Raw genomic sequence first — 20,208 nt, forward strand, 5'->3', positions numbered from 1 at the left:
CAGCTTCATCCTCCTAGTCTCCGCAGACCGTATCGACGGTGACTGCGGGTACGTGTTCGTTGTGGTGGTAGCCGGCGACTGCGCCGATCCGTTTGAAAAACTTGTGGAAGCGCTCGTCAGGATGGCCTTTTTCCTTGTATTCGGCCAGCACGCGACCGACCGTGTCGACCAGCTCGTCGGCCGGAATTCCTTCTGCGACCGGCTGCGCGGCATGCGCGTTGCGGCCGATCGTCTTGCCGCCGAGGAAGAGGTCGAATTTGCCCCGGCGGTAGATGACGGCGATGTCTTCATGCGCCGAGCCGTAGCAGGCCATCGCACAGCCTGCGAAGCCGATCTTCAGCTCTTTGGGCACCGCCAGTCCGGCAAAGCGGGCGGCGATCTCCTCGGCCTCGGCGATCGACTGCGTTTTTTCGCCGTTGCAGAAGTCGCACGCTTTCACCTGCACCACGTCGCCGATCGGCTGCACGAGCAGCCCGGCCGCTTCCAGCTGGGAGACGACCTGGTCGGGCTCCTTGGTCAGCACGCGGAGCAGCACGTAGTGGTGCGGGGTGTATTCGATCTCGCCTTCGTCGCCCGCTGCGGCCATGAGGGCGGTCAGCTGTTTCGCGGTCAGCTTTTTGTTGCCGACGCCCGGCGAGACGGCGATTTCGAGGATCGCCGGCATGGTGTCGTACGGATTCGAGACGGGAGCATCCACCGCCTTCGTATTCACCACGCCGCGTTCGGCGAGCAGGGTCACCGCTTGCATCGCCAGTTCGAGCGAGTTGCTTCCCGATGCTTCCTGTTTCAAAACGGAAGACTGACGCTCCGAAAGGCCGCCGTGAAGCGCCCAAGGCTCGTGTTCTTCTTTCAGGCGCTCGTTCGCTTTGATCGGCTGCTCGGCTTTGTCGAGCGTGTATTTGCGCTGGTAGCCGCGCGGGGTGATCATTTTGCCGTCATAGACGAAGGTCGAGGTGTTGCCGATGATCACCGTGGTCAGCATCCCGATGTCATGCTCGAGCATCTCGCCAAGCGTGGTCAGCACGACCGACTGGCGGTCGCGGTAGGCGCTCTTCACGAGACCGACCGGCGTGTCGGCCGAGCGGTAGTTGAGCAGGATCTGCTGCGCCTCGACGATCTGGCGCGTGCGCTTGCCGGAGCGCGGGTTGTAGAGGGCGACGATAAAATCCCCCATGCCCGCCGCTTCGATCCGGCGTGCGATCAGCTCCCACGGCGTCAGGTGGTCACTGAGCGAGATCGTGCAGGCGTCGTGCATCACCGGCGCGCCGAGCAGAGACGCGCAGGAGTTGATCGCCGAGATGCCCGGGATCACTTCCACCTCCACGCCGTCCGCTTCCCGCCAGCCCTTTTGCACCAGCACTTCGTAGACGAGTCCGGCCATGCCGTACACCCCGGCGTCGCCGGAGGAGATCACGGCGACCTTTTTCCCGAGCTCCGCCTGGCGCACCGCTTCGATCGCCCGGCTGACCTCTTCCGTCATGCCCGTGCGGACGATCTCCTGATCGGTCAAAAGCCCGCGGATCAGATCGACGTACGTGTTGTACCCGATGATCACATCCGACTCCTGAAGCGCTTCCCGCGCCCGCTCTGTGATGTGTTGAAAACTCCCCGGCCCAAAGCCGATGATCAGCAGCTTCCCGCGCATCTCCTTCACTCCTTGTCAGCAAAAATGGCAAATAAAAAACGCCTTCTCAAAAGAGAAGGCGTCAGATGTCTACATGGGTAAACGCAGAAAAAACGTCCATGACAAACCAATCGACCATCCCTCTTATATCCCCGTAAGAAGGTATGGAAAACATGACAGGCAGGTCTCCTGACTTATGGATCATCACATCCTCTGCCTTCCCATTTGACACAGTGGCATGTTAGAGGATGCTCCCCAAATACAGTGGCGGGACCGTGCCGGACTTACACCGGCTTCCCTATTAAGCTCTTGCGAGCACCTGAACGTTATCCTATGCAGTTATCGAACGATTCAAAGTATAGGTGAAAAATCAAGGCTTGTCGAGACCCAAATCCGCAAATGTTGCCATCTCCGCGACCAGACGGCACGACGCTTCGAGCAGCGGCATCGCCAGCACCGCGCCCGTCCCTTCGCCGAGCCGCATCTCCAAGGTCAGCAGAGGCTGCAGGCCCATCTCCTGCAGCAAGACGAGATGGGCCGGCTCCTGCGACAGATGCGAGGCGAACAGCACTTCTTTCACCCGCTCCTCGATTCGGACCGCCACCAGCGCCGCCGCCGCTGCGATCACTCCGTCGACGAGCACCGCGATCCGCCGCTCCCACGCCCCGAGGACGACGCCGACCAGCCCGGCGATCTCAAGGCCGCCCAATTTGGCCAGCACGTCCAGCGGGTCGCTCGCATCCGGCCGGTTCACTTCGATCGCACGCTCGATGACGCGCGCTTTGTGCAGAACTTTCTCCTCATCGATGCCCGTCCCCTTCCCGACGAGCGGCAGCAGCGGAGTGTTGACCAAAACGGCAGCCAGCGCCGCGCTCGGCGTCGTATTGCCGATCCCCATCTCCCCGAGCGCGACCACCTGCACGCCTTGTGCGTACAACTCTTCCACCGTCGCCACGCCGACGGCGATCGCCAGCTCCGCTTCCTCGCGAGTCATCGCGGGTCCTTTGGCAAAATTGGCCGTGCCCTTGCGCACTTTGCGGGACAGCACGCCCGGCACCTCTCCCTCAACACGGCTGCCGACATCGACGACCCGCACCGCGCAGTTCATCTGCCGGGCCAAGACGTTGACCGCCGCCTTGCCGTTCACGAAATTCTGCATCATCAGCCCCGTCACTTCCGCCGGGAACGCGCTGACCCCTTCCTCCGTCACACCGTGGTCTCCGCACATGACGACGACGGCGCGCTTGTCCACGGTCGGGAACACCGTGCCCTGCAGGCCGGCCAGCCGAATCCCGATCTCCTCCAGCTTCCCGAGGCTCCCCGGCGGTTTCGTCAAAAAGTCCCAACGCTCTTTTGCCGCTTGCATCATCTCGCATCATCCCTTCTGTGGCTATAAAAAAACCAAGCCTGTGCAGGCTTGGCGCATGGTTCAATTTTCTAGCAAACAGACTACGGCAACTTTTGAAAAAAATCAATACGGAAAATCAATACTCAATGCCAAAAACGGCCGGGATGCCGTCCTCGTAATAATGCTTCACCGGGCTCATCTCCGTCACCAGATCGGCAAGTTCAATCACTTCCGGCTTGGCGCTGCGCCCCGTGATCAGCAGGTGCACATAGTGCGGACGATTCCGCATCACATCGAGCACCTCAGCAAGCGGCAAAACGTCGGCGACCGGAAAGCGCTCGATCGCCAGCGCGTTGTTCAGCTCATCCAGAATCACCACATCGTAGTCACCGGACAGCACGCTCTCCTTCGCGACAGCCCACGCTTTCGCCAGCGCCGCGCGGTGCTCGTCCGGCGTCTTCGTCCACGTAAATCCGATGCCGAGCTGGCGGATCTCCACGCCCAAGCGTTCCAGCGCGATCTGCTCGCCGTAGGTGCGCTCCGGCGACTTGATAAACTGCAGCACGAGCACCTTATACCCGCGCCCGACCGCGCGCACGCACAGCCCCAGCGCCGCCGTCGTCTTGCCTTTGCCGTCCCCGGTGTAGACGAGCGTCATGCCCTGCCGTTTCTCCCGCTCCATCCTCTCACTCCTCCCGATCCTGCTCCTTGTTGCTACTGCGCCATTTAAGCACAAAAGGCCTTCCGCTTCAAGTCTTCGCCATTTGTGAAATGATTCAGTGAGAGATCAGAAAGGTCTGACCTTTAAAGAGCTTCAGGAAACACTCGCCATCACACGGTCGCCAAACTCGCGCAGGTAATGCAGATAATCCCCATCCGGGCCGCTATAGTTATAGCGTTTGTTCGCCATCCGCACCACGACCAGCTCCTCCTCCGGCACGACCAGCACCAGCGGCCCGGTCACGCCGAGGATCTGGAACGACCCGTGGGGAACGGCGGGGCCAATTTCGCTTCGCGCGGCCGGACGGTCCTGCACATACCAGAAAAAGCCCATCGGCGGCAGCGCCGGGTCGGTGGGCTCTGGACTGTGCACACTTGTCGCCAATTGAATAATTTCAGCCGGCACGACTGGCCTGCCCTCGACCAACCCTTGCGTCAAATGCAACTGCCCCCACTGCGCCAACTCCCGGGCCGACACGAACAGATTGCGTTGCATACCGCCGCCGCTGCCGTCGGTGCCGAGATTGAGCTCCGTCCGCTCCGGAGCGTCCAAGATCACCTGCACCAGATGCTCCGACGCTTCTGTCCGCCAGCCCGTCTCCGTAAAGCCGAGCGGCACAAACACTTGCTCCTGCAAGATCTCCGCCACCGTCTTGCCCGTCACGCGCTCGATGATGTCGGTGATCATCACCACGTTCACCCCGCGGTACGCCCACGAACGGCCAGGCGCGAACTCGCGGAACAGCCGTCCATGTACGTCCTCATGCAGCCCGTGCGTATGCGTCAAGAGATGGCGGATTGTCGTCCCCTGCAGCAGCGCAGCGTCCAGCTCCGGCAGATAGCCGGTCACCGCGTCATCCAAGCTCCCGATCTTCCCTTCCCGCAGCGCCCAGGCCGCGGCGAATCCGAGATAGCTCTTTCGCGCCGACGCGATGTTAAACTGCGAATCCGCCCCGATCGGCCGCGCGCCCGCCTCATGCGAATGGTGTCCGGCGTAATGCTCGCAGACGACCTCGCCCCTTCGCATCACGATCAGCGCCGATCCGCTCGCTCCGTTCCACTCGTTGATGCGGTCCACATACTCCACCAATTCCCGCCAGCACGTCATTATTAAATCCCTGCCTCTACCCTTGAATCATCCGCTGCAGCTCCGCGGTGAACCGGTCGGTCAGCCAGCTTGCCGTCGACTCGCAAAGCGACCGTTTGGCAAAATGGAGCCTGACAAACAGCTGCTCCCCGATCCACTCCGCGCGCAGCTCCAGCGGATAGCGGTGCGGCGCAGTCAAGGCGCCGTCGCCGACATGCAGCTTGGCTTCCGGCCGCGGCACCGCATATTTGGCGAGCACCGCTTCCATGCCCGCCAGTTCGCGCAGCTCATCATGTTCCCGCACGCGCTGCACTTGCTTCCGTACATGGTTCAAGACCGCAACGGGATTCTCCTCTGCCGACAGCTCGATCAACAGCGGCAACGTGCCGACTTTCACCCACTGCGCGCTGCGCCCCGTCCAGTCGGACAGCACCGTGCAAAAGGCGGTGAGCAGCACCTCTTCCGCCGCCTGCTGCTCCAGCAGCCAGCCTGTCTCCGCTTCGTTCAGCCCGACAGAAAACGCGCCAAATCCTTCCGTCGCCGCACCTGTTTCCCAAGGCAGTCCCACCGCTTTTTCCCGCACTTCCGCCGCCCACCGCACCAAGTGCATCTGGGGCGAGTCGGTCACGAGCACCATTTTTTCATCCACCGCCTTCGTATTCTTGCACTGACCAGATAGTATAATTAAATGGTACTTCACAAATAACTAAAATGTAAAGCCTAACATTTTTGGTGCCGCACCCCGGCATGGTATGATAGAGGTAAAAAAAGAGGCCCAGGAGGTGTTCGACAGATGTGCGGACGTTTTACGCTGACGATCACGCCCGACCAGTTGGCGATGCGATTTGAGACGGATGAGCCGGCGTTTGACTATGCGCCCCGCTACAACATCGCGCCGGGACAACTCATCACCGCCGTGATCCAAAGCGACGGGAAGAACCGCATCGGGCAGCTCAAATGGGGCCTCGTGCCGCCGTGGGCGCAAGACGAGAAGATCGGCTACAAGATGATCAACGCCAAGTCAGAAACGGTGGCCGAAAAGCCCGCTTTTAAAAGCGCCTTTCTCCGCAAGCGCTGCCTGATCCCCGCCGACGGGTTTTACGAGTGGCAGGCGACCGGGGACGGCAAGCAGCCGATGCGCATTTTGCTGAAGCATCAAGACCTGTTCGCGTTCGCCGGTCTCTATGAGACCTGGACGTCCCCGGAAGGCAGCAAAGTGCATACCTGCACTCTCCTCACCACCAAGCCGAACTCTCTCGTCGCCTCGATCCACGACCGCATGCCGGTCATCCTGCGCCGTGAGGACGAAGCGATCTGGCTCGACCGCGGGAAGCAGGACGCCGAGCTGCTGCACTCCCTGCTCGTGCCCTACCCGGAGGACGAGATGTACGCCTATCCGGTCGACAAAATGGTCGGCAACGTGCGCAACGAAGTGCCGGCGTGCATCGCAGGCATCTAAGCAGCAAAAAGCCATGACAGGGCCGCTTGGCCCCGCCATGGCTTTTCCGTTTGGTCATGCGCTGCACGCTTAGTTGAGATCCTTCAGCCGCTGGCTCCCGTTCTTCGGCTTCTCCCCGCGCAGGAACAAAGCCAGCCCGAGCAGCAGGAACAGCGCGGCGAACCCGTACTGGCCAAATGTCGCCAGCTGCCCCAGCCCGAAGACGATGAAGAAAATGATCGACAGCCCGCCGAGAATCCCGACCGGGATCAACAGCGCAGGCTGGCGGTTGCCGAACAGATACAGCTCGAACAGCCCCAAGGCCACCGAAGCCATGAAGCCCGGCCACATGTAGCCCCACGCATCGAACAGCATCGAGATCTGGCAGACGACACCGACGCCGAGCAAAATTCCACCCGGCACCAGCAGCCCGGCAAAGCGCCCGCCGCTGGCCAGGAAGCCGATATGAAACGCCAGCCCGATCGGGATGACGAACAACAGCGGCCAGAAAGTTCCCAAGATCTTGCCCGGCGAAAACGCATCGCCCAGCATGCCTGCCTGCCCGGTCAGAAACAGGACGCCCAGCACCAGAAACACCACACCAATCCAACGTCTGGTATTCAAAAAGCCCCACCTCGCACATTTGTCTGATGGGGCTATTGTACCATATCATTCAATTTTTATGGTAGATATTAGTAAGAATAAAAACCTTGTCCCGATTTGCGCCCGTGCAGGCCAGCTTCCACCATCTTGCGCAGCAGCGGGCAGACGCGGAATTTCGGGTCTTGATAGCTTTCATACAGGATGTCGAGCGACTGGACAACGGTGTCCAACCCGATCAGGTCGGCCGTCTCCAGCGGGCCCATCTTGTGGCCGAAGCACTCTTTGAAGATGTCATCGACCGACTTCGGATCGGCGACCTGGTCTTGCACGACGTACGCCGCTTCGTTCATCAGCAGATGCGACAGGCGGTTGGAGACAAAACCGGGCAGGTCGTTGACCATGATCGCCTTCTTGTCCATCGAGCCGAGGAAGTCGTTGGTGAACTGGATCGTCTCCTCCGAGGTGTGCCAGCCTTTGATCGACTCTACGGTCGGCTTCATCGGCACCGGGTTCATGAAGTGCACGCCGATCACTTTGTCCGGGCGCTTCATCAGGCTGCCGATCTTGGTGATCGAGATGCAGGACGTGTTGACGAGGAACACGGTGTCTTCGCCGCAGATCTCGTTCATTTTCACATAGGCGTCGCGCTTGATCTCCCACACTTCCGGCACGTTCTCGACGATGATCTCCGCATCGGCCAGCGCCGCGTAGTCGGTGGTGAAGGTCAGGCGCGGCATGACCACATCGACCGACTCCAACTGTTTATCCTTCTGGTAAAAGCCTGCAAAGCGCACGTTCTGGTAGATCGACGCCTTCGACTTCGCCAGCACCTCTTCATGCAAATCCACCACGATCACTTCATGCCCCGCCTGTGCCGCGCTCTGCGCCACGCCGGAACCCATTACGCCAGCGCCAAGAACTCCAACTTTCACTAAAATTCACACCTTTCTAATTGAATCCAGATACTTTTACTATTTAATTCGCGCCCTGCCAGTAACCTCCTCCACATTTACCGAAAAAAGAAAAAGCCAGTCGAATTTTTACGACAGGCTCAAATTACTTCTCACTTACAATGCAATCCCGCGGTTGGACAGGTGGCGGTTGATCAGTTGATCGAGCCGTTCGAGCTGGGCAAATGCTTCTGTAGAATTTTCCCCTTCGTTGAGGCGCTTGCATAAGGTGAGTACCGATTCCCGGAGTTCGGAAAGCATGGTGTACTTCTCGAAGATCTGGATGGCGTTGCGCAGGTGCTTCTCCCCTTGCTCGGTGTGGCCGGACGCAAAGGACAGGTCGGCGCGGAGACGTTGCAGTTTCCCGGCGGCAGGGCTTTGCTGAGACAGGTAAGCGCTTGCTTCTTCGATCAGTTCAAACGCTTTATCGAGTTCGTTGTGGTCAATCAGGATCGATGCAGCATCTGTCAACGTTTCGCCTGCGCGGGCTTGGTCGGGCAGGAAGAGGTACTGGGTGGCGATCTCACGCAGGCTTTCGACCGACTGCTGCCAGTTGGCTTCGCTCTGTTGCAGGAGGATCAGCTTTTGCCGCCATGACAGGTATTGGGTTTGATCTTTCAACTCGTTGAAGACAGAGATGGACAGCGTCGCGTAATGGCTCGCTTTTTCGAACTGTTGCTGGCGCTGGTAGGCATGGGCGAGCTCGTAGAAAGTCTTCGCCTTTTCACTGAGCGTGGTGAGGCGTTCGCCGATCACGATCAGCTCTTCGTAGTAGTTGGACGCAAGCTGCACTTCCCCGGTGTGGGTGTGGATGGTAGCGAGCTGTGACAGGATGTCTTTGTGCAGCAGCGGGTCGAGGATGCCGTGCGTTTTGTATTTTTCCAGCGCTTCTTGCGCGTGGAATTTCGCGACCTGGTACTCTTTCTTTTGGACAGAAAGATCTGCGAGGTGCAAGAGTACGGTGATCAGTGTTTCCGTGTCCTACCGAAATTTTGCGTCATCTAAGATGCTGAGCAAAAGCGACGAGGCGCGGTCGAGCTCTCCGGTCTGGACGTAGCATTTGGCCAGTTCGAGCTTCAGCTTGGCCGACGGGATGCTGGCCGCCTTGACCTCGGGGATGCTTTCGAGCAAAGGGATCGCAGCGTGGTACTCCCCCGCCTGCACCATGCATAGCGCCATTTTATAGAAGCTGATATGCTCCAGATTGAGATCGACGTCTTGCAAAAGCTGCTCCAGCGGAACGCTAAGGCGGTCGGCGATGCCGTAGAGGATTTTGTAAGAGGGGCGTGCCCGGTCACTTTCAATCTGGGAGATCATCGACGGGGTGCAGAGGCCTTGGGCAAGGTCGATTTGTGTGATACCGATTCGTAAGCGATGATTGCGGATTCGTTGTCCAAGCGATATGCTGGCTGACATTGGGACGACCCCCTGAACGGAATAGTTGTTATTATTATTGTAGTAAAATGTATGAAATAAATGTATAGATTACCAATGATTCATTTGCGACATTTCATAATGCGAAGTATTGTCAGATAATTTGTAAGGAAGGCACAAAAAAACCTCTCGTCGTAACGAGAGGTTCGGAACTTTAGGTACTCTTAATGATACTAGGCCTCGGCGGAAGAAGTTCCGCATTTTCGGATGTACGATCTATCATAGTCAAAGAAAATGCAAGAGCTACTGCTACAATGCTACCCCACAGAATGAACCTTTTCATTTACAGATCCTCCTCTTCTATCAAATCCATGTACGAATCACCACGAATGCTCTCCGAGAGTTCATGATACTTCATGAATAATTCGGCTTCCCCAGCACGCTTGTAGTACTCCATCAAGTACTTGCAGCCCAAATCACGGACTTTACTTCCATATGCACAATTGGAAACGACCTTCTTTGCATGCTCCGGGGTATGATCAATTCGCCCAAGCAAGAGCATGAGCTTGCCTTCTAGTTCCAATAAGCCGCTTGTACCTGCGATCTCCAAAGCAGTGGTAATCTGTTGTTTCGCATGTTCAAGGATTCCTAGTTTGATCAGTGTCTTACTATAATCCTTGACCGTTACCCAATAGGAATAGTCGTACTTTTCTAGCTTAGGAAGCGCCAGTTCGAAATATTCCTTTGATTTCTCATAATTAGAAGTTACAAACTCGATAAACCCTACGTTTCGTTCCGCAATCCCAATGTTTATGCGATCTCCCGTTTGGATGTAATACTCCAAGGATTGATACAATCTCTGTTTGGTAGCCTCAATATTCCCTTTTTCATATTCAATCATTGCGTAGGAATAACAGAGGGCACCTGAATACTCCGGTTGCAGATCGAAGATCGGCTCCAGTTCGGAAATGATGTTTGAAAGATGGGTGTACTCTTTTCTTGCAGCAAATGAAATCATGAGATTTTTTGTCACGTTAAATAAAAATTCTGTCTCTTTATAACGCTCTTTGATCTCAGTTGCTTCATGATACGCCAGTAACCACGAGGCATGGGCTTCTTCATATTTTTGTAGATCGTAATATGCATTGCCTAAGTGGTTAAGCGCCTCACATCTTTCAGTAACACCAATCGCAACATTTGCGATGCGCTGAGCTAGTTCGAGCGCACGATGTTTGTCGCCAAGCTTATCTAAAAGCGTCGACAACTCTTTCACTTCGAAGTATGTATCCTCTTGCTTGATCCGCTCGACTGGCACTTTCAAAAAGGAGGCAATCTGGTTGAGCTCGTGCGGCAGGATCACGCGTTCACCGGTCAGCATCAAGCGCACCGTTTCCCGACTGATCCCCATTTTATTTGCAATCGCCTGTTGAGAGAACGCTTTGCCCTTCTCTTTCATGATCTCGGCGATCCGACGTCCTAACGGAAGCCCCATTTATTTATCCTCCAAATCAATATTTCGAGAGTAATTATAACTCTCATTAACGCGTCCGTATAGCTAAAAAACCCTCGTGCCGCCTGGCCTGAGGGAGTTTTTTTTACGATCAAAACACAAAAAAAAAGCCTGCCTCCATCAAGGAGTCAGGCTTTGGCACAGAAGAGTCATCTACTCAGACTTCTCAATCTGCGTGCCTTTCTTTAATGCCTTCAAATCACCATTCGGGTTATCAAGTACTGGCAGCAGCTTGATGCCGCTTTCCATCGGGGAGGAGCAGAGGACACAAGTTGGTGCAGCATCGAATGCGAAGTTATCGCGCATCCAGCCGTTGCAATCTTCTTTGGTGCAGGTCCAGATCGCGGTATCCACCTGTGGAACTTCTTCTTGCGACTTTCCTCGATTATACATGGTAAGCCCCCTCAATTGATTTTTCGAAGACGTAAAGAAAAAACTGCCCCTAACAGGAGTTAAGGGCAGTTTAAGTTGTCAAAGCTTACAGCTTTACAACGTTCTCAGCTTGCGGGCCGCGGTTGCCTTCAACAACGTTGAATTGTACGCGTTGGCCTTCGTCGAGGGTTTTGAAACCGTCGCCTTGGATAGCGGAGAAGTGTACGAATACGTCGGAACCGCCTTCAACTTCGATGAAGCCGAAACCTTTGTCAGCGTTGAACCATTTAACAGTACCTGTTTGCATGTGGAAAAACCTCCAGAAAGTTAGATTAACATGTTTCTTTTATTCTCGTGACAAAAATAAAATTCACACATTGAAAAAAGTATCATTCGTACAACTGATAACCCTTTGCAACACGTGAATTAGGTAATCCGTTTGTATTTGATCTTATCTTATCACAGGCATCTGCGAAAAGCAAACCATTCCCAAGAAAAAGCCAATAAAAATAAAATATCGCCTTTTTCGACAAAAAGCAAGTCCTCCGTGTCGAAAAAACACAGAGGACTCCGCTCCTGTCCGCTTATTTCCCTGCTGCCTGAATTGCGCCAAACGCCCAATGCGCGGACGGCACGTCGTGAAACTTCGGCACTGCGCCCAGCTCCGGCGCACGGCCGAGCAGTTTGTTGACCAGCACGGCCGCTTCGGCGCGGCTCAGCGCCTGCTCCGGCCGGTACGTGCCGTCCTGATATCCGTTCACGATGCCCGCGAGATGAGCCCTTTCAATAGACGACGCCGCCCAGTGGCCTTGGAGGTCGGAGAAGGCGCGAGCGCCTGCCGTCGCCGCAGCTGCGTTCTGCGACGGAAGCCATGCGGCAATGATCGCCGCCATCTCGGCGCGGGTGATGGTGCGTTCCGGGTGAAACTTGCCGTCCGGGTCGCCTTGCATCAGGCCCAGTTGGCCGACTCTTTCGATCGACCGCTTGGCCCAGTGTAAATCGGCCACATCGGAGAACGCCGACTTGCCGCCCCACGCTTCCCCGCGGATCACTTTTGCCAAGATCGCAGCCAGCTCCGCCCGCGTGATCGCCGCGTCCGGCTTGAACAGGCCGCCGTCATACCCGGTGAGGTAAGGCTGCAGCGTTCCCCAGCCTTCCACCTGCACGATAGTAAACAGGCTGAAGCGGTCGACCGACAACTCGATGCCGGACACGCCGGCTGCGTTGGTGACAAAACGTCCTTGCACCAGTTCCTTGCCGCCATCGCTGTGTTCGATGTAGATCCCGGTGTCCTGCTTCTGCTCCTCGCTCAGCGCTGCGCCGTCGAGCGGCAGGAACAGTTTTACAGGCAACTGCGGCAGATTCGTCTCAATCGACACCGGCACACCCAACACGGTCAAGACACCGTTGCCCGCTTTTTTGCGCAGATCGGCATTCGATGCCGCCCGCTGTTTCACCGCCTCCACGTCAGACTGCGCGGTGACCGGGGCGATTTCAAACTCAACCGTCTGCCCGGCCGCTTTCAGCGACGCAGCCGGGATGACCGCTTGCGTCTGGAACAAGCTCACGTTCACGCTCAACCCTGCGTCAGCCAGTCGATCGGCCGCGTTTGCGGACAGAGTCAGCTTTGCTGCTTTGTTACTCGCTTTGTCCTCGGCAAACACAAGGTGCAGCGCATTGGCACCTGCCGCCTTTAAACGGGCGACGAGGTCTGCCGCCACCGCATCGGTGATGTCCACCTGATCGGTCACACGGCCGGTTGCATCCGTTTTCCGTGTCAGCGGCAGCGTGCCGAGCACGACGCCGTTTTCCACCACTTTCAGCACCGGCGAAGGCACGGTCGTCGGAGGCGAAACCGGTGTTCCGCCGCCCGGAATCACAATCTTCTTCGCCCGAAACGCCTCCACCGCCTCATCGATTGCGCCCAGCGCCTGCAACACATCCGCCTGCGTATACAGCGTGCCGTTCAACACCGTCAGCCCTGCTTGGATCGCCGTCTGCAGCTCCGCTTTTGCTCCCAGTGGATATTGACCGTCCGCAACGCCTTCGACCGCTTCCATATAGAGCGTCGTCGCCCCTTGCAGCGTGAAGCGCAGCAGCTCTTTTTGCACGATGCCGGGAACGGTGACCGCCACGCGGCTGCTCTCCGCCATCTCCGGTGCCTGCGCCGCGATGTACACGGTCGGAAGCGCGATTCCGTCCCCGACCGTCAGCAGCAGGCGGCCAGGCTCTGCTCCCTGCGTCATCGAAGCGAGCACAGAACCTCCCACTGCCTGGTCATACACCTTGACGGTCACTTCCCGGCCCACCCCGTCCACGATCAGCACATCGGCACCGAGGCTGTTGTTGATCACGGTGACCTTCTCCAGGTCTGGCGCAGGGGTTTTGGCCGGTGGAACGTACGGCGCAAACTCCAGATTCGCAAACGTGTACAGATCGGCGATCCCGTTAGTCCCCATCGTTATCAGCGACGCGCCTGCAGCTGTCGTCGGCGTCGGCAGCAGTGTGATTTCATCGCCCCCTGCCGTACCCGACAACGCGAGCGTGTACGACTTGCCCTCTTCCAGCACGACACCGTCAGGCAGGAGTACCGTCAGCCCATAGTCGTCGCCCGCCACGAATATCGCCGCCGGGGCAATCTGCGTTTCATCGGTGTTGTTCCACAAGACCAAGTCGCTCTTCTTCAGCGCCAGCCGTTGGATCGACGTCCGATTGTCGCCATCTGTGGGAAATTCAAAAATGATCTGATTCGCCAAGCTGTCGGTCGGGGAAAACGTGACGATGTCGTCGCCTGCCTGCAGCGTGTAGCCGGCACGCTTCGGCAGGTCGATCTGCGGCACGCTTTGGAAACTTCCGATCAGCCGGTTGTCGACGGCGACCGCTTCTGACGACAGCGCATTGCCGGCCGCGTCGGTGGCAGGCATCCCTTGCGGCGCGTAGCGGACCGTCACGATATCGCCTTTGTGCGCCCCGCTGCTCAAGCCCATCACTGCAAACGTGCGCTGCTCGTCCGGCGCCACAAAATCGATCACAGCAGGCGTCCCGTTGATCAAGACTTCAAAATCCGCTTTGTCGAGCGCCGCACCTCCAGCTAATGGCTCGGAGAAGTTTAAGACGATCGCCCCATCCGACAAAACCGGCCCGGTGATCCTCGGCGCCGTCTTGTCGATCGTGAACCGCACATTTTTGAAATTTGACGACATCTCCGTGCCGTTCCATTCATTGATGTTAAAGCGGATCTCGTACTCGCCTTCCTCGTACAGCGCGTCGATCTGCCAGGCATCCAGATCGCGGTAATACTGTCCGTTCTCTCCTTTGTACAGCCCGTAGCCGCCATGCCCGTCTGCGACCCAGAAGTCTGCCGGATTCGCCGAGGCCGTGTATTGCATGAACTTTCCGTCGCTCAGCCGCTTGATCAGGTACCCGCCGTTTTGAAGCTCATCTCCATCCGGGTCGACGGCGATGCCATCCAGCCGGGTCAACCGGTTGATCTTGCCGTTCTCCAGCGGGCTACTCAGCGTAAACGTCACGTTCCCCACTGCCGCGCGGGCCAGATCCGGAGCCGGAACGACTACAATCCCTGCGGCCAGTGTGACGACCAGCAGGCTCGAAGTGAATCTGCGTCTCATGTTTTTTCCCTCTCTCCCCATGCAGGTTACCATTTCATCCTACTGACCCCCGCTCTCAAGATTCTCACAAAAAAAGAGAGACCTCAGTCTCCCTTTCCTTCCTGCACCCCCAGTTGCTGCGCCAGCCGCCCGATCCTTGCCGAGGGCGCCACGCCCAACTCCTCCGCCAGCCTGTTTCGATACGCCGCATAGTGCTGCCGAAATAGCTCCCGTTCTTCCTGTGCCGCATACAGTTCCAACAGCTGCTCATTCATCTCTTCATCCAACGGCAGATACGCCAAATACGTCCGCAGCGCCTCCTTCGCTTTTGCCGCCTGCCCTTCGCGCCGGTACTTGGCGACCAGCTCTCTGGCCGCTTCCGCATACTGCACGTCCAACTCCGCCGCGACACCAGCGCTCCACACATAATCCTTCCCGGCAAAAAGAGCTCCTTGGTACGCCCGAAACCGCGCCTCCCCTGCCAGCTCCCGGAACTGCCCCAGATCGGAACAAGCCGCCGCGATCTGCATGTGATAGCCATCATTGGCATGCACCACTTCCACCCCGATGCCCGCTTCCTTCAACGCCTTTTTCAAGCGATAGACCGTGTTGTGGACATTGTGAACCGCGCGCTCCTCCTCCAGATCAGGCCAGAGCAGATCGGCCAACTGCCACTTGCTCGTGCTGCGGTTCGGATAGACGAGAAAATACGCAAACAGTTCCTCCGTCTTCCGTGTCGGCCAGCTCATCAGATGCCCGCCGGCCCGCCTCGTCTCAAACGCGCCGAGGCAGCGCACAAACTGCTGCTCCTGCTCCGCAGGGCGCGCTGCCCGCAGCTTCTGGCCTTTTGCCAAGCGTGCGGCCACCCGCTCAATGCCATCCGGCGTGACCGGCTTGAGCAGATAATCGACCGCACAGACCTGAAAGGCCTCCAGCGCATAGTCGGGGTAGGCGGTGGTAAACACGATCTGCACCTCCTCATCGATCCGCTTCAGCTGGCCGGCCAGCTCGATCCCGTTCATCCTCGGCATCTCCACATCGAGCAAGGCGGCGTCCGGCTGCAAGCGCGGAAACTGCTCCAGCGCCTCCGCCGCGCTCTGAAACGCGCCGACGACTTCCAGGTGCGGATGGCGGCCAACGAGCAGCTTCATCAGCTCCAAGATCGGCAGCTCATCCTCGACAATCATCACCCGCATCACGACTTCGACTCCTCTCCCGGCAGCAAACCGCCGTTTTTCGGCAAAAACACGGTCACCTTCGTCCCCCGCTCCAGCGCAGAGTCGACCGTCACAGTGGCGCCGCGGATCGCCTGCAGGCGCTTGCGCACATTGGTCATCCCGATACCCGACCCGGCCCGCTCCCCGGCGTGGATCCGATACAGCATGTCGTCCGCCATACCCACGCCGTCATCCTCGACCGTAAAGCGGACATGCCCGTCCCCGTCGGTGATCGTCAGCGTCACCGTGCCCGGGCCCTCTTTTTCAAACAGCCCGTGCCGGATCGCATTTTCCACAAACGGTTGGATGCATAGTGACGGCACCCGCATCTGCTCCAAGCCCGGGTCGGCCTGCAGTTGAAACTGAAAGCGGTCGCCAAAGCGCGCCTTTTCAATCTCCACATACGCCAGGGTCAGTTCAACTTCCAGATACAGCGGCACCTGCGTCACAGCGAGGTCGCGCTCAAACACCATCCGCAGATAGCGGCTGAGCATCGACAGCAGATAGGCCGCCTTTTCTCCGTCGGTGTAGCAAAACGAGATGATGCTGCTCAGCGCGTTGTACAGAAAATGCGGCTTGATCTGCGCCTGCAAAAAGGCCATCTCGTTTTGCAGTGCCTGATCCATCGACGACTTCATCGACAAGAGCGTATGGACGCGGGCGTTCAGCGTTTTCGCGTTAAACGGCTTGGCGATAAAATCATTTCCGCCCGCCCGGAAGCAGAGCTCAATATCGTGCAGCGAGTCCTTGGCGGTGGCGAAGAGGATCGGCAGTTCGAGAATCGAACGCGTCTCCCGCACGGCCTTGCACAGATCGATGCCCGACATCTCCGGCATCATCACGTCCAAGATCATCAGGTCGATCCCCGGATGCTCTTCCAGCTTGCGCAGCGCCTCCCCCGCCGAAAACGCGGTCAGCACGTGGTGGTGGTCGCCGAGCAAGTTCAGCAAAATGCGCACATTCGACGCTTCGTCATCGACGACCAGCACCGTGTGCTCACGCTTGGCGTCCTGCAAGCCCGGCTGATTCGGCACAAGCGTCCCGCGCTGCGATCCGCGAACTTCAGCCTGCCCGTAGTCCGGCCGCCCCGCTCCATCAGCCGCGGTCAGCACGACCGAAGCGCCACGCCCCTCCAAAACATCCGCCTCTGCCAGCGGCACCGTAAACGTGATCCGCGTCCCGTTCCCAGGTGCCGACCTGTCCACAAAAATCCGGCCGCCCATCCGCTCGACCAGCTGGCGGGAGATGTACAGCCCAAGTCCCATGCCGCGGTAGCCGTTCGGCTCCGGCACGCTTTCCGCCTGTTCAAAATAGCCGAAGATCGCCTCATGACTCTCCGCCGCAATCCCGACCCCCGTGTCCTCCACCGACACGGCGAGCTGTTGCCCTTGTATGGTCGCCGATATTTCGATCCATCCGCTTTTCGTGTGTTTCATCGCGTTGTGGATCACATTGTACAGCACCTGCCGCATCCGGTTTTCATCGGCAAGGACCAGCGTGTGAGGGGCGACTTTGTTGATCCACTGCACGTCCTTGCCCATCAATTCAAACTCCAGCACCTGATACACCGTCTGCGCCGCGACATGCAAGTCCAGCACCGACGGCTCCAGCCGCAAGTCGCCATGCTTCATCTGCACCACATCGACCAGATCGTTGACCAGCGCCGCCAGCTTGGTCGACGTGTCCTGGATCAGCGTCAGTTCGCTCCGCTGCTTCCCGGTCAGCGAGCCTGCCCGTTCTTCGAGCAAGTACGCGGCGATGTTCTGAATCCCGTGCAGCGGAGTCTTCAGTTCATGCGACGTATTTGCCAAAAACTCGTCTTTTAGCTGATCGCGCAAAATCAGCTGTTCCGTCAGCCGTTCCTTCTGCTCCGACGCGTGCGCGAGGCGCAACGCGAGCAGCGTATTCATAAACGCGATCACCGCCAGCAGCCCCACTCGCCGCAGCATGTCGTTCGACGTCCAGCCCAGCGAGAAAAACAGTCCGCTCAGCATGATCAAAACGATCGAGATCATCGCCCCGCCGAGCAGCGCAGTCTCCTTGCGGTTCAACTGCTCCCCGTCCTGTTTGATGAACAGGCGGACCGTGCGATAGACGTAAAACAGGGTCAAGAGCAAGACATAATCCCAAGGCAGATTGCCCGCCTGTTCAATCCACGCATACGGCAGCACCAGCACCGCCAGCAAAAACAGACCGATCGGCAGGAGGAGGTACCAGAGCTGCTTTCGCGAAATCAGCTTCGCATCCAGATGGTGCAGAAAAAACGCCAGCATCGCATAGCAGGAGAAGCCGCCCAGATCATAGATCCGAGATGCTGCTTCATAAGAAATGCCCGGCCACAGCTGCAGCAGCAATTTTTCCCCCATCACGACGAGCATGACCAGCATGGTCAGGAAAAACAGTCCGCTGTACAGATAGGCCTTGTCCTTGCGCCGCATCACGTAGATGCTGATGTGGTACCCGCCAAACAGCAGCAAAATAAACACCCCGGACAGCTCCGTCCCAAACAGCACGTTGCCCATGCGCAGCATGTCCGCCTGCCGCCCAAACTGAATGTCATCCACCCATCCCCCGTTGCTGGGATGCAACGGGTCGGCCACCCGCAGCACCACGACCATCTCGGTACCACGCGCTTGTGCAAAAGCCAGATACGGCGTATTGCCCGCTTCAAAAGCGGCCTTGTGCTCGGCAGGAACCCCGCTTCCCCCAAGCAACACACCGTCTACATAGAAGTGATGACCCGCCCAGATGCTATTGACTTTGAACCCGTAGACGTTCCGGTCGTCCTTCACCTTCACCCGCAACGCATATGTCCCAACTTCAACCCCGTCCTGAAACCCAGTCCCCGGCAGTCCAACGAACTTCTCCGGTTCCACACGCCCATCTGCAATCTCCTGCGGGTCTGCCATCCGTCCCGCATAAAACGCCCACTCCCCATCCAGTTCCAGCAGCCCGTTCTTCTGAAAATCCCACGCACTCAGATCCAGCACGCCTTGGCGCGCCGTGGGAGCCTCTGCATTCGGCTCAGTATAGGTGTAGATCCCGATCAACACCAACAGCGTTAAGATCGGAATGAGACTCAATCCTGTGATTCGATACGCCTGCCGCAACCCATTTCGTAAAGCCACCGCTGTTCCCCCGTTTTTTCATCTCTTTCTAGTAAGAATAAAACTTTCCGCTCTCAAAATCCTCTCAAGAGATTATCAAATTATAGCAAAAAGGGTGGCGAAATCGTTTCGCCACCCCTTAAATCAACTGTTGTTTGTATGACTCCTATTGGATTTGCACATAGTGGTCGTCCCTTAACTCCCAAACCTCATCCCAGCGATGGTTGGGGTCTTGATTGTCCTCTCGATGGACAATGAAACTGTCAATGCTTTGCATCTCAATTTGAGCATTGTATAAAGTCTCCCATTTGACATAGGTTGGGAGCCAAACGAGGCGCCACACACCGTTCTCAAGACGGAGGAGTTGAACTTCCTGACCTGCTTTCGAATTGCCATACTCGAGAACCACCGCGAGAAGGCTGCCTTTTTGATGCAGGGACTTGAATTTTGCAAATCTGTATGGACTCCTTTTAAAAGTTTCTTCTCGTTGCGCTGTATCCTCTGCACTCGCTTTGGGGTAAGGCTGTGCTTTCCATTGCCCGTCTGATTGCCAGACCAGCACATGTGCAGGTGTGTCATTCACTCCTAACCCGATACCAGCGGCCACAACGGTGGGTGTCGACGTTCCTACTTGATAAAACATTGTGATCAAAGAGCCCTCTCGGATCGGCGCGGACAATTGGTTATCCAAGTCATGATTCTGAAAATACATCTTTGCATCCATTGCCAAACCTTCCATTTCCACTTCAGTTGCAACAGGTCGAGACGTATCTAAGGCAAGGAGCGCAGCAGACCCGTATTGCTTCACCACTTCATTCACTTTCTGTTCATCAGATCCTTTTGCTTGGCTTGGTTCTTTGGCGGGAACAGATGGTAAAACCTCAGGCTCTTTCACGCCGCACCCAACGAATAACACGGAAGCCAATATAGCCCCCAAAAATATATCTCTGTTAGTGATATGAATTAACATAGACATCACCTCAAAATATTTAATTTACGCAACCTTCATTTTTATTAATTATTATAACATAAAAAAATTTTAGAGCGATGCGCCAAGTCGCTTGGTCACTCCGCTAACGGGTGAATCGCGGTACGATAGTCAGTTGCTTATACTTAACATTTCCGGTTCGTCCCTAGATACGAGACACGAACATCCCTCTGCTATTTGAAGCAAGGGGATGTTTTTTTCGATCCAGCCCTCTCTTTTCAGCAAACACTCAGCCACCGCTCATCTTCAATTCAGCACCCCG

General features: G+C 57.2%; 17 protein-coding genes and 1 riboswitch. Of the genes, 1 reads left to right on the forward strand and 16 read right to left on the reverse strand.

Going from position 1 to position 20,208, the window contains the following annotated elements:
* Positions 1-13: 13 nt before the first annotated feature.
* From cobJ to EV586_RS10420, 5 genes are all read right to left on the reverse strand, one after another.
* On the reverse strand, positions 14-1,645 hold the full coding sequence (gene cobJ / locus EV586_RS10400) for a precorrin-3B C(17)-methyltransferase (RefSeq protein WP_132945027.1): 1,632 nt from the start codon (positions 1,643-1,645) through the stop codon (positions 14-16).
* A gap of 141 nt (positions 1,646-1,786) precedes the next feature.
* Positions 1,787-1,962, reverse strand: a riboswitch (cobalamin riboswitch).
* 32 nt (positions 1,963-1,994) lie between these two features.
* Positions 1,995-2,993, reverse strand: coding sequence for a nicotinate-nucleotide--dimethylbenzimidazole phosphoribosyltransferase (gene cobT, locus EV586_RS10405; RefSeq protein WP_132945028.1), 999 nt, complete (start codon positions 2,991-2,993; stop codon positions 1,995-1,997).
* A gap of 115 nt (positions 2,994-3,108) precedes the next feature.
* A complete protein-coding gene (gene cobO, locus EV586_RS10410; protein ID WP_132945029.1) occupies positions 3,109-3,654 on the reverse strand; it encodes a cob(I)yrinic acid a,c-diamide adenosyltransferase in 546 nt (181 codons plus the stop codon).
* A 132-nt stretch (positions 3,655-3,786) separates the two neighbouring features.
* Positions 3,787-4,800, reverse strand: a complete 1,014-nt coding sequence (locus EV586_RS10415) for a serine hydrolase domain-containing protein (RefSeq protein WP_132945030.1) — start codon at positions 4,798-4,800, stop codon at positions 3,787-3,789.
* 16 nt (positions 4,801-4,816) lie between these two features.
* The gene (locus tag EV586_RS10420) at positions 4,817-5,428 is read right to left on the reverse strand and encodes a hypothetical protein (RefSeq protein ID WP_132945031.1); all 612 of its coding nucleotides are present in this window, start codon (positions 5,426-5,428) and stop codon (positions 4,817-4,819) included.
* Between the two features lie 144 nt (positions 5,429-5,572).
* On the opposite strand from EV586_RS10420, the gene EV586_RS10425 reads away from it, so the two are divergent.
* Entirely contained in the window at positions 5,573-6,238 is a 666-nt protein-coding gene (locus EV586_RS10425) for an SOS response-associated peptidase (protein ID WP_132945032.1), read from the forward strand.
* A 69-nt stretch (positions 6,239-6,307) separates the two neighbouring features.
* On the opposite strand, the gene EV586_RS10430 is transcribed toward EV586_RS10425, so the two are convergent.
* From EV586_RS10430 to EV586_RS10480, 11 genes are all read right to left on the reverse strand, one after another.
* Positions 6,308-6,841: a hypothetical protein gene (locus EV586_RS10430; protein ID WP_132945033.1), complete on the reverse strand. Its 534-nt coding sequence runs from the start codon at positions 6,839-6,841 to the stop codon at positions 6,308-6,310.
* Positions 6,842-6,909: 68 nt separating this feature from the next.
* On the reverse strand, positions 6,910-7,758 hold the full coding sequence (locus EV586_RS10435; RefSeq protein ID WP_279388291.1) for a 3-hydroxyacyl-CoA dehydrogenase family protein: 849 nt from the start codon (positions 7,756-7,758) through the stop codon (positions 6,910-6,912).
* Between the two features lie 129 nt (positions 7,759-7,887).
* Positions 7,888-8,724, reverse strand: a complete 837-nt coding sequence (locus tag EV586_RS10440) for a tetratricopeptide repeat protein (protein WP_132945035.1) — start codon at positions 8,722-8,724, stop codon at positions 7,888-7,890.
* A 27-nt stretch (positions 8,725-8,751) separates the two neighbouring features.
* Complete coding sequence (locus EV586_RS10445; protein ID WP_132945036.1) at positions 8,752-9,186, reverse strand: helix-turn-helix domain-containing protein; 435 nt, start codon at positions 9,184-9,186, stop codon at positions 8,752-8,754.
* A gap of 301 nt (positions 9,187-9,487) precedes the next feature.
* On the reverse strand, positions 9,488-10,636 hold the full coding sequence (locus tag EV586_RS10450; protein WP_132945037.1) for a helix-turn-helix domain-containing protein: 1,149 nt from the start codon (positions 10,634-10,636) through the stop codon (positions 9,488-9,490).
* Between the two features lie 171 nt (positions 10,637-10,807).
* Complete coding sequence (locus tag EV586_RS10455) at positions 10,808-11,047, reverse strand: cold-shock protein (protein WP_132945038.1); 240 nt, start codon at positions 11,045-11,047, stop codon at positions 10,808-10,810.
* 85 nt (positions 11,048-11,132) lie between these two features.
* Positions 11,133-11,333 carry a cold-shock protein gene (locus tag EV586_RS10460; protein WP_087456860.1) on the reverse strand — a complete coding sequence of 67 codons (201 nt, stop codon included), beginning with the start codon at positions 11,331-11,333 and terminating at the stop codon, positions 11,133-11,135.
* A gap of 277 nt (positions 11,334-11,610) precedes the next feature.
* On the reverse strand, positions 11,611-14,655 hold the full coding sequence (locus EV586_RS10465; protein WP_165898518.1) for an S-layer homology domain-containing protein: 3,045 nt from the start codon (positions 14,653-14,655) through the stop codon (positions 11,611-11,613).
* Positions 14,656-14,738: 83 nt separating this feature from the next.
* Positions 14,739-15,830 (reverse strand): response regulator, encoded by a 1,092-nt coding sequence (locus tag EV586_RS10470; protein WP_132945040.1) that lies wholly within the window; start codon positions 15,828-15,830, stop codon positions 14,739-14,741.
* A complete protein-coding gene (locus EV586_RS10475) occupies positions 15,830-18,979 on the reverse strand; it encodes an ATP-binding protein (protein ID WP_132945041.1) in 3,150 nt (1,049 codons plus the stop codon). The genes EV586_RS10470 and EV586_RS10475 overlap by 1 nt, the downstream gene beginning before the upstream one ends.
* 145 nt (positions 18,980-19,124) lie before the next feature.
* Positions 19,125-19,928 (reverse strand): hypothetical protein, encoded by an 804-nt coding sequence (locus EV586_RS10480; protein ID WP_132945042.1) that lies wholly within the window; start codon positions 19,926-19,928, stop codon positions 19,125-19,127.
* Between the last annotated feature and the right edge of the window lie 280 nt (positions 19,929-20,208).

It is taken from the genome of Tumebacillus sp. BK434, from assembly GCF_004340785.1.
In the GTDB taxonomy this organism is placed as follows: Bacteria; Bacillota; Bacilli; order Tumebacillales; family Tumebacillaceae; genus Tumebacillus_A.